1 protein-coding gene is annotated in these 294 nt (G+C 74.8%); it reads left to right on the top strand.

Annotated features, from left to right (window positions below; translation table 11 throughout):
• Positions 1-294, top strand: a 294-nt coding sequence (locus tag J5F18_RS09000; RefSeq protein ID WP_346302204.1) for a DUF721 domain-containing protein, incomplete at both ends; no start/stop codon positions are given.

Raw genomic sequence — 294 nt, 5'->3', positions numbered from 1 at the left:
TGGCGCGGCTGATCGAGCGCGCCCAGCAGCATCTGCGCGACCACCTCCCCGAGGAACTGGCGCCCCACCTCCACGTGGGCGGCTTTCGGGACGGACGGCTGACGCTGATCACCGACCGCGCCGTCTGGCTGACCCGGCTGCGCTACGAGCAGCCCCGGCTGCTGGCGCTGCTCCATGAGCTGCCGGGCTTCGAAGGCGTGCGCGGCTTCACCCTCAAGGTCCGGCCGGTGCGGCCCGTCAAGGCGCCCCTCCGCCAGGTGCGCCACCTGCCGGCCCGGGCCGCCGACGAGCTCG

Source organism: Halomonas sp. BM-2019, from assembly GCF_017584085.1.
This window is presented reverse-complemented; position numbering and strand designations above follow the sequence as displayed.